This is a genomic window from Synechococcus sp. R6-10 (assembly GCF_047461815.1).
GTDB lineage: Bacteria > Cyanobacteriota > Cyanobacteriia > Thermostichales > Thermostichaceae > Thermostichus.
The window spans coordinates 1-9569 of sequence record NZ_JANSHW010000054.1; the positions used below are offsets into that span (position 1 = coordinate 1).

Annotated in this window: 6 protein-coding genes; 4 read left to right on the top strand and 2 right to left on the bottom strand. The window is 60.0% G+C overall.

Annotated features, from left to right (window positions below; all coding sequences use genetic code 11):
- Positions 1-245 precede the first annotated feature (245 nt).
- The 3 genes from NW837_RS01715 to NW837_RS01725 all read left to right on the top strand — a co-directional run bounded on the left by NW837_RS01715 (position 246) and on the right by NW837_RS01725 (position 3117).
- The gene (locus tag NW837_RS01715; protein WP_414328997.1) at positions 246-1538 is read left to right on the top strand and encodes a D-alanyl-D-alanine carboxypeptidase; all 1293 of its coding nucleotides are present in this window, start codon (positions 246-248) and stop codon (positions 1536-1538) included.
- Between the two features lie 224 nt (positions 1539-1762).
- Complete coding sequence (locus tag NW837_RS01720) at positions 1763-2032, top strand: IS630 transposase-related protein (protein WP_414328998.1); 270 nt, start codon at positions 1763-1765, stop codon at positions 2030-2032.
- 161 nt (positions 2033-2193) lie between these two features.
- Complete coding sequence (locus NW837_RS01725; RefSeq protein WP_414328999.1) at positions 2194-3117, top strand: fructosamine kinase family protein; 924 nt, start codon at positions 2194-2196, stop codon at positions 3115-3117.
- A gap of 308 nt (positions 3118-3425) precedes the next feature.
- Here NW837_RS01725 and glyS read toward each other — a convergent pair whose 3' ends face one another.
- Together glyS and NW837_RS01735 are read right to left on the bottom strand one after the other, a co-directional pair.
- A complete protein-coding gene (gene glyS, locus NW837_RS01730; protein ID WP_414329000.1) occupies positions 3426-5618 on the bottom strand; it encodes a glycine--tRNA ligase subunit beta in 2193 nt (730 codons plus the stop codon).
- A gap of 179 nt (positions 5619-5797) precedes the next feature.
- Complete coding sequence (locus tag NW837_RS01735) at positions 5798-7876, bottom strand: cation:proton antiporter (RefSeq protein WP_414329001.1); 2079 nt, start codon at positions 7874-7876, stop codon at positions 5798-5800.
- Between the two features lie 276 nt (positions 7877-8152).
- Here NW837_RS01735 and NW837_RS01740 point away from each other — a divergent pair.
- Positions 8153-9569: protein kinase domain-containing protein (locus NW837_RS01740; protein WP_414329002.1), on the top strand; the 1417-nt coding region annotated here is incomplete at its 3' end.

Below are 9569 nucleotides of genomic sequence, written 5' to 3' on the forward strand. Positions count from 1 at the left end.
GTTGGCTTGCTAACTGCAGGGCTACTAAAAGCCCGCTCCGTACCGCCTAGCGGTTGGTGTCGGGTAGTTTACGTCACAGCCGACTGGGATCCCTGACAAGCAAAAGATGGGCTTGCCTTGGCCGGAGTCGATAACGCTGGAAAAGGCTGGCACAGAGATTTGCCAAGGCAGTTCGGATGGCACTAGAGTAGCGTCAAGTCTTTTGCCAGCCCGTTGTCCTTTGCAAGTGTCTTTGTGAGGTCGTCATGCCGCTTATCCCACAGGGGTTGCGCCCCCATCGTCGTCTCCTCTGGGCAGGGATCCCGTTAGCTGGTGCTTTGGCCTTGGGGGCCTGCTGGAGCAACCCCACAGGTGCTGAAGTCGAGTCTCCCACATTGACTCAGAATCCCTTCCCCCCCATCCCCACTCCACCGCCGCCGCTGCCTTCCCCAAGTGGGACTCCGGGCCTTCCCCCTTGGTGGCCCCGCGCCCAATCGCCGCAGTGGGAAGATTCTCCTTACGCTTCGGTCTTGTCCGGCTTTTTGCAAGGATTGGCGGCCCAAGGGGGAGCGCTCTCTCAACAGGGGATCCTGCTCTGGACGCCGGAAGGGGAGCTGTTGGCGGAGCATGGGCTGGATCGACCTTTGCCGGTGGGAGCCTTGGATCAGTTGGCCATCAGCTTGATGGCCCTGGAGACTTGGGGCTATGAACGTCGCTTTGAGACCCGGTTCTACACCACAGGCCATCTTTTGGGCCATCGCTTGACGGGAGATTTGATCCTGGTGGGTGGCGGGGATCCCTATTTCACGGAAGCGAATGTGGCAGAGCTGGCCCGCCATTTGCATAGCCTCAACATTCGCCAGATCGACGGGGATGTGAAGGTGTTGCCCCCCTTCCGTTTGCTGGGCCAACCCGATCCTTTGGCCGGTGCTCGGCGTTTGGCAGAGCTCCTCAGCGATACGCAACAGCCCCACCCGGTTGCCATTCGCGGCTCGGTGTCAACCCTGACAGCCCTGCCCGCGGACGCCCACTGCTTGGCTCGTTATACCTCGCTACGCCTGGGATCCCTGTTGCAGATCCTCAATGGCAGCAACGACCGAGCCATGGCAGAAGCCCTGTTGGCGGAACTGGGGGGCGAAACAGCCCTGCTGGAGTACCTGCGGCAGCGGTTGGTGGCTCAGCCCATTTCCCGCCTGGATTCCCAAATGGCCCCCGCCGAGCAAGACATTCGCCTGGGGCAAAGAGGGCGAGCGCTGTACCTTTCCCCCCGCGCCCTAGCTCATCTCTGGGAACACCTGGTAGATTTCACAGATGGGGATCCGACTCGGATCTTGCCCAGAGCGGGCACTGGCCACAGCACCCTGCGGGCGCGCACCTTGCCCCCAGGCACGGCTGCTCAGGTGGGATCCGCTGCGGATCGGCTGATGACGATGGGGCAGCTGCCGAATGGCATCCACTTTGTCCTGCTCAACCAAGGCCCCGACCTGGGCATTTTGCGCCAGCAACAGGATCAGTTTCTGCAGGATGTGGTGGCCATTTCTGAGCCTCTCCGCCGCTAATGCTGACCTCAATTCGAACTTAATTTGAGATACAGCTCTCCCCCCACTTTCCCCATAGGAGGCGGAAGCTCAAGACCCCAGAGCCCCACAGGTTAGGAACAGGGTCAATTCATTTAAGAATGAGACGGCCCTGCAGCTAAGAAGGCATGGAGGTAGACCTCAGGAGGAAGCTTAGACCTGAGAGAGAGTCATATGGTATGTCCAGGAAGGGAGCAGTTGCACGGATGAACAAGGTTAGTCGTGCAACAGTTTATCGCTGGCTGAACCGAGAAGACCTGAGGCCGACAAAAGTCAAGACCCGCAAGCGCAAGATAGACTCGGCTGCCCTGCAGCAAGACGGAGACCAGTACCCAGAAGCTCGACTGAAGGATAGAGCCCGGTCTGGCGTCCAACCCGTCCTGCCAGCGGGACGGAGTCCTCGCGCTATTGACTGTGCTCTTGAGAATGAGAAGGTGAAAGTAGCACAAAAAAAGAGTTATGGTCATTTCAATTAAACCAGGAGACTGCGCCCACACCTAAAACTTTGAATGCACGGGGCCATAGGGCTTTTCTCAATGGCCCAGGCAATGGCTCAGGCGTCTCACCCTAACCTGAAATGACTACCCGAAATGACCATAAGTACCTGTTTTTCTCCGATAATTGACTTTTGCTGCTGATGCAAACTCTTTGGCAGACCATCGCCCAGCACCTTTCAGAAGCAACAGGGGATCCCATCCAGCCCCTACAGTATCGTTCTGTGGGCGGAGGCAGCATCAACGCCACCTATCGGTTTTCCTGCGCTTCCCAAAGCCCTCTTGCAGAAGGGGTAAAAGACTACTTCGTCAAATTGGCCCGTGGGGGAGAAAGGGCGCTGGAGATGTTTGCAGCGGAAGCTGCGGGCTTGCAAACCCTAGCGGCTGCCCAGGCCATTCGCGTACCTCAGCCCATTGTCTGGGGATCCGTAGGAGAGCAGGCCTACTTGGTGCTGGAATACCTGGAGCTAACCTCGCCCCGTCCGCACACTGCGGGTTTATTGGGATCCCAGTTGGCCCAGTTGCACCGCACCCTATCCCCCAACGGCAGCTACGGTTGGGAGCGCGACAACACCATCGGCTCCACGCCGCAGATCAACAGTTGGCGGCAGAATTGGCCGGATTTTTATCGGGAACAGCGGCTGCTCTACCAGGTGAAATTGGCTTGCCAACAGGGGTATCGCGGCACGTGGGTGGCCCAAGCCGAACGGGTAATGGCGGAGCTGGAAGCCTTTTTTCAGGACTACAGGCCAGAACCCGCTCTGTTGCATGGAGATCTGTGGGGCGGCAACTACGGGGCCTTGGCCGATGGATCCCCGGTGATTTTCGATCCGGCCACCTACTACGGGGATCGAGAGACGGATCTGGCGATGACAGAACTGTTTGGCGGCTTTCCGCCGGAGTTCTATCGGGCTTATCAGCAGGCCTACCCCTTGGACGAGGGGTATCCCCACCGCAAGCCCCTCTACCAGCTCTACCACTGGCTCAACCATCTCAACCTGTTTGGAGAGGGCTACCTAGGCTCGGTGCAGCGGGCTTTGCAGCAGTGTTTGCAATTTCTTGGATAAATCGTATGGTTGTTCAGGTTAAGATGAGACGCCTGGGCTACTGATCGCGCCAGCGGGACGGAGTCCTTGAAAAACCTTCTAACCCCCTGCATTATTGCTCCGCAACGCTATTGTTCCGCAACGCTGACGCGAAGACGCGACCAACGGTTTAGGTGTGGGCACAGTGTTCTGAGTTTGAGTGGAAATGACGATATGTCCATTCCCAAGCCGTTCGCGCCAGCGGGACAGAGTCCTTGGGGGGTAGCTCCCTCTGGGAGAGAGGCTGGGGGTGAGGGGGATCTGTCTCGAAGTAAACTGATCTGAAACGGCTAGGGGGTCTTCTCCGGCGAGGATTCCCCTGCCATGACCACAGCCCCCATGTCCCCCAACAGGCGCGACTGGTTGCGCAATACCCCCAGCAAATTGAGCCGGCTGGCCCGCCGACCAGGATCCGGATCCATCACCAGAACGGCTTCAAAAAACTGAGCTACCTGAGGGGCTGCTGCTTGCAGAGCTTCCACCAAGGGAACAAAATCTCCCCGTAAGGCCGGCTCCACCCCCAGACGATAGATTTTCTGGCAAGCCTCGTACAACTCCCTTTCTGCCGCCTCCTGCAACTGACCGGGATCCACGGCGGCTGCCGGATCCACCACGGCGTAGTCCAAGTCCCCTTGGGCTGCCAGGCGGGCGCAGCGATTGAGGGTGGGATAGAGATCCGCCAATTCCCCGGTGGCCCGCAGGTGTTGCAGGTACTCCGCCCGCAGCAGGGTCAAGGGCAGGTTGCCCAGGGCCCGCAAGGTGAGTTCGGCCTTCTGGGGATCCTCCGCTTTGACCGACTCTGGATCCCCCACCACAGCCCTGACCAAGTCGTAATCAATCCGTTTTTCCTCCTGCAAAAGGGTCTGTATCCGTTGGGCCAAAAACTCCTGCAAGGCTCGCAAGGTGTGGACATCGCCAAAGGCATAGTCCTGCACCACACTCTGCAACAGGGAGTTAAAGTCAAAAGTCCAGCCGGCATCCCAGGCAACCAGCACCAGGCTGTTGGCGGCCCGCCGCAGGGCAAAGCGATCCGAGGAGCCGGTGGGGATCCGCCCCAAGCGAAACATGCCCACCAAGGTATCCAGGCGATCTGCCCAGCCCACCACCCGCCCCGTCAGTGCTGTGGGCAAAGCGTCCCCCGCCCCCAAAGGCCAGTAGTGTTGCTCAATCCCCTCGGCTACCGCCTCCGGTTCCCCATCCTGCCGAGCGTAGTCGGCCCCCATGATCCCCTGCAGCTCGGGGAATTCGTACACCATTTGGGTAACCAGATCCGCCTTGCACAGGTAAGCCGTGCGATCCACCAGCGCCTGCTCCTGGGGATCCAAGTTCAGGGCAGCGGCAATGAGGCGGCTGATGTGGCGGATGCGCTCCACCTTGTCCCGCATGGAGCCCAGCCCTTCGGCAAAAGTAACCGCCTGCAGGCGTTCCACCCGCTGCGCCAAGGGGATCCGCCGATCCTCCTCGTAGAAAAAGCGGGCATCCGCCAGGCGCGCCCGCACCACACGGCTGTTGCCTGCCCCGATCCGCTCCGATTGCCGGGGGTCGCCGTTGGAGATGGTGATGAAATAGGGCAGCAATTTTCTGGGATCCCGACCATCCCGTACTGGGAAGTAGCGCTGGTGAGTGATCATCACCGTCTCGATCACCGCCGGCGGCAAGCGCAAAAACTCTGGCTCAAAGCGCCCCAAAACCGCCGTCGGCCACTCCACCAAGTGCACCACCTCCCGCAGCAAAGGAGCAGGGATCTGGGCTTCCCCATTCACTTGCCTGGCCAGCTTGGTCACCTCAGCCTGAATGTATGCCTCTCGCGCTGTTGGATCGGGGCTGACCCCCGCCTCTTGCATTTGCTGAACGTAGCTCTCGGCCCGCTCCAGGACAACCTGCTGGGATCCCAAAACGCGGTGCCCCCGGCTCACCCGCCCCGCCACCAAGCCCGGCATGGAATTGTCCTCGTGGGTCGGCAGCAGCAAAGGCAGCACCTGATCATCCCAAAGGGAGACCAGCCAGCGGATGGGGCGCGGAAACTTCAGATCCCCGCAGGCCCAGCGCATCAGCCGTTCACCACTCAAGTTGGTAATCCAGGCGGGTGCCAATTCTTGGAGCACGGCTGCCGTCGGTCGGCCCCGCACCCGCTGCACCGCAAACACAAAGGATCCCTTGCCCACTTGCCGGATTTCCAGGCTGCCGGGATCCACCCCTTGTTTTTGGGCAAATTTTTCCCCGGCAGGAGTGAGCTGGCCATCTTGGTAGGCGACCTGAACCGGTGGCCCTTTCACCTCTAGGGTGCGATCCGGCTGCTGGGTGGGCAACCCCTGCAACAGAACCGCCAGGCGGCGCGGCGTACCGAAAAGCTGCATCTGCTCCGCTTGCAGATGAGCCTCCGCCAAAGAGGCCGGGATCCCGGTTCGCCACTGCTCTAGGGCCGAATCCACAAAACTGGCCGGGAGTTCCTCACAGCCGACTTCCAGCAAATAGGCAACCATACTCCTGTGCTCCGTAGGGTACCATCCCCACTTCCTCAATCAACATAGTCTATGGCTCTGGGCCTCCCTTCTGGCTCACGACTGCTCCGAACCTGGGGTATCCCAGTTTACCAGGGGAGCCGGGGCGTCGTTGAGACAAGAGCTCCAGTCCGCCAGACAACACCCCAATGCCATCCCTGTCAAGTGGGCTCTGCGGCCGCCAGAACCCCATCTCCTTGGCGCAAGGGATGAGCTGAATCCCGCGGCAAATGCACCACGATGATGGGAAGGCTGGGTCGGTTGCGGGCGATGGTCTCCGGCTCTCGGCCCAGACGCGACCGGTTGCCGGTTTCGCTGGGAACCAATACCAACACATCTCCTGGCTGCAGCGCTTTAAAGACTTCCGCCACCACCCCCCCCTGCACCCGCTGAACCGGCAAGTGGGCATAGCTTTCTGCCGGCAAGGCTGGGGAGCGTTCCCGCCCAGGTCGGGTTTGCACCAGCAGGATCTGCAAACCCGCTTTCAATTCGCCGGCCAGCGTCTGCGCCAGCCCAAGGGTCTGCTGCAGGGATCCGGGAGAGACCTCCAGCTCCGGTGCAACCAAGAGGATGCGGCGTGCTGTCTCGATGGGTACCGGAAACCGCGTAATCAAGACTGGGATCCCCACCTGCCGCACCACCGCGTCAATGATGCTGCCGAAAAAGTTCTCCGCATAGGTGGAGTAGCCCTTCCAGCCCAGGATCACCAAGGTTGCCTGCCGTTCCGCCGCCGAGCGAATGATCCCTTTTTCCACCGAGTCATCCACCCGCCGAATCGGCTCCACTCGGGTCACGGCGCTGTGGGCCAGAGCTTCTGCGAAAGTCAACAACTGCTCCTGCCGGGCCAGGGCTGCCGGCGAGATCCCGGCGCGGTCAGACAAAACATGCAGCGGCAGCAGCGTTCCCCCATCTTTTTTGGCCAAAATCAACGCCAACTGCAGCAGGTTGCTTTCGGTATCCGGGTTGGCCACCGGCACCAAGACGCGAGCTCCCCAATCCGGCTTGGGCAATTCAGTGGACTCTGCCGCCACTTCGGCTGGCTGCATTTGCTCTCCCCAGCGGGCCACAATCCAAGGCGAGGCAACACAGGTCACGAGGATCATGGCAATGGTGCCGTTCACCGTCAGCTCATCCACCAACTCCACCTGAAAGGCCACCGTGATGGCCGCCAGGGTAGCCGCCGCCTGAGCCATCGACAGGCCGAACATAACCATAGCGCTGGCAAAGCGCCAGCCAAACAGTTGGGCCGGGATCCAAGCGGCCAGAAACTTGCTCACCACCTCCGCTGCGATCATCACCCCTCCCACCAGCAGCGAGCGCGGCTCTCCCAAGAGAATGCCGGGATTGATCAGCATCCCCACCGAGATCAAGAAAAAAGGCACAAACAGGGTGTTGCCGATAAACTGGATCCGGTTCATCAGGGGGCTGAGCTGGGGGATGATGGGGGTAATGGCCGTCCCGGCCAGAAAGGCTCCCACCACCGGCTCAATGCCGATCAACCCCGATCCGTAGGCCACCACAAACAAAGTGGCGATCACGAAAGTAAACTCTGCTCCCTCGTCGTGACCAAAGCGTTGAAAGAACCAACTGCCCAGCTTAGGCACCCCCCACAGGGTGGCAAACGTGTAGAGGGCAATGGAAGGGATCAACGTCAGCCAAAATTGCAGCGTCAGCTCCCCTTGGTGGGCGCGCACCACCACCGCCAACACCAATAACGCCAGGACATTCGTGATAAGGGTGGCCCCCAAAGTTGCCCTCACCGTCTGCAGGCGCATCAACCCCAGCTTCGAGATGATGGGCAGACCGATCAGGGTGTGAGAGGCAAAACAAGAGGCCACCAGCACCGCCGCCAGAAAGCCATACCCAATGGCCAACATGGCTGCTGTGCCGATGAGCATGGGCAACAGAAAGGTGAGCGCCCCGAAGATGGTGGCCTTCCCGGCATTGAGCTTCAAATCTTCCAGACTGGTCTCCAGCCCCGCCATGAACATGAGAAACAACAGCCCCACCGTGCCCAGCAGGATGATGGTCTCGTCCCGCCGCAAGATGCCCAAGCCGTAGGGCCCCACCACCAGCCCAGCCAAGATTAACCCGATGATCCCCGGCAGGCGCAGCCGCTCAAATAGCAAGGGAGCCACCAGCATGATGGTCAGGATGATCAAAAACACCAGCACCGGATTCTCAACAGGGCCGATCAGGGCTAGAGGGATCCCCGAAATTTGGAGCCAGTGAGCCAGCATAAATACCCGACAGACAGCTAATGAACAGACCCGGCAAAGCGCCCGCATGAGTCTATCAGATCCCTCCAGATCCAAGTAGCTCTCGATGCCCCACAGACTTTGTCCGGCCTTCAATTACTGGCAGGGCGTTTAATAAGTATTCAAAAGTAAGTACATCAGACACATTAAGACACATTAAGCAGTGAAAACAGCTTGGCAGTAGTGCCCAGAGAAAGGCGGGAGAAACCCCCGAGAAACACGCATTAGAATCAGAGGGTACATGCTCTTGGGCTGCCCATGAACCAGCTTGCTCCTGGAAAAGTGATCGGCCAGCGCTATCAACTGGTTCACAGCATTGCAGCGGGCGGCATGGGGCGGGTGTTCAAGGCAGTCGATACGCGCCTGTTCAACCGTCCGGTGGCGGTCAAGCTGTTGCACCAAAACTTAGCAGGCGATGACAACACCCGACGCCAGTTGCACAAACGTTTTCAGCAGGAAATTCGCATCAGCACGCTGCTGGGGGAGCACCCTGCCATTGTCAAGGTATTGGACTATGGCCTAGAGAACGACCAACCTTACCTGGTGATGGAATACCTGACGGGGCGCAGTTTGGGGGAGCTGATGCTCAAGCAGCCGGTGCTGCCGCCTCAACAGGTGGTGAGGATGGCCCGCCAAGTATGCGCCGGTCTCTATTACGCCCACAACCTAGAGACCGAGCAGGATGGCCATCTCATCAAGGGGGTGATCCATCGCGACATCAAACCCAGCAACCTCTTCGTCCTAAAAGATGAAACGTTGGGGGAGACCGTCAAAATCTTGGATTTCGGCATTGCCAAGCTCCTCAGCGACGTTTCCCTTGCCCTTGGCACCCAGACCACCGGCTTTTTGGGTACGGTGCGCTACGCCTCTCCCGAACAGCTGCGCGGGGAAGCCCTGGATGCCCGCTCGGATATCTACTCGTTTGGCGTGGTGCTCTACCGCATGTTGACCGGGCAACAACCTCTGCGACCCAAGAGCGATTCTTTCCCCGGCTGGTACGAGGCCCACAATTACCAACAGCCTCAGCCCTTCGATCGCTCGAATTTGCCCTATGAGATTCCGCTGGAGCTGGAACAGGTGGTGCTCTCCTGTCTGGCCAAAGATCCCGACCAGCGGCCCCAAGATATGAAGGTTCTCAGCGCCCAATTGGAGGGATCCCTGCACTCCCAGAGCGCTGCCAGCTCTTCCCTCGCGCCCCCCCCAACCGCACCCATCTTCTCCGAGCGTACCCTAGCGGCGGTAGATGCAGGGCAGTCGGGCACACACCTGCTCAGTACCCAGGCAGAGCCCGAGGCCAAGCCGTTTCCCCTCTGGGCTGGGATAGCCCTTTTTGTTGTCATTGCGGGGAGCACCTTCTGGGGCCTGCGTCTGCTGTTGGATCCGGGCCCAGGCAGCGAAAGACCGCCTGCTGCCCCCGAACGCCCCCTTCCAGTCGGCGGTGCAGAGCACCCTGAGCGGGATCCCTCAGCCACTCCTGAACCTCTGCTGGACTGGCTGCTACGGGATCCGGAGGGCAAACCGGTGTTTGAGGATGATCCCGCCCCAGATCTGGGAATCGGTGAGTCCGCAAGCGAGCCCACACCCAGGCCAGCGGCAACTCCAGAGGCAGTGTCCTCTACCCCTCAGCCCCCTGCTCCAACTCAGCAGGTGTCACCTCCTCCTCCAGCCCCTGCTG

Excerpts from the sequence above, each read along its gene's own strand:
- NW837_RS01720 (WP_414328998.1), top strand. The coding sequence starts at position 1,763 with ATGAACAAGGTTAGTCGTGCAACAGTTTATCGCTGGCTGAACCGAGAA.
- NW837_RS01735 (WP_414329001.1), bottom strand. The coding sequence starts at position 7,876 with ATGCTGGCTCACTGGCTCCAAATTTCGGGGATCCCTCTAGCCCTGATC.
- NW837_RS01725 (WP_414328999.1), top strand. The coding sequence starts at position 2,194 with ATGCAAACTCTTTGGCAGACCATCGCCCAGCACCTTTCAGAAGCAACA.
- NW837_RS01715 (WP_414328997.1), top strand. The coding sequence starts at position 246 with ATGCCGCTTATCCCACAGGGGTTGCGCCCCCATCGTCGTCTCCTCTGG.
- glyS (WP_414329000.1), bottom strand. The coding sequence starts at position 5,618 with ATGGTTGCCTATTTGCTGGAAGTCGGCTGTGAGGAACTCCCGGCCAGT.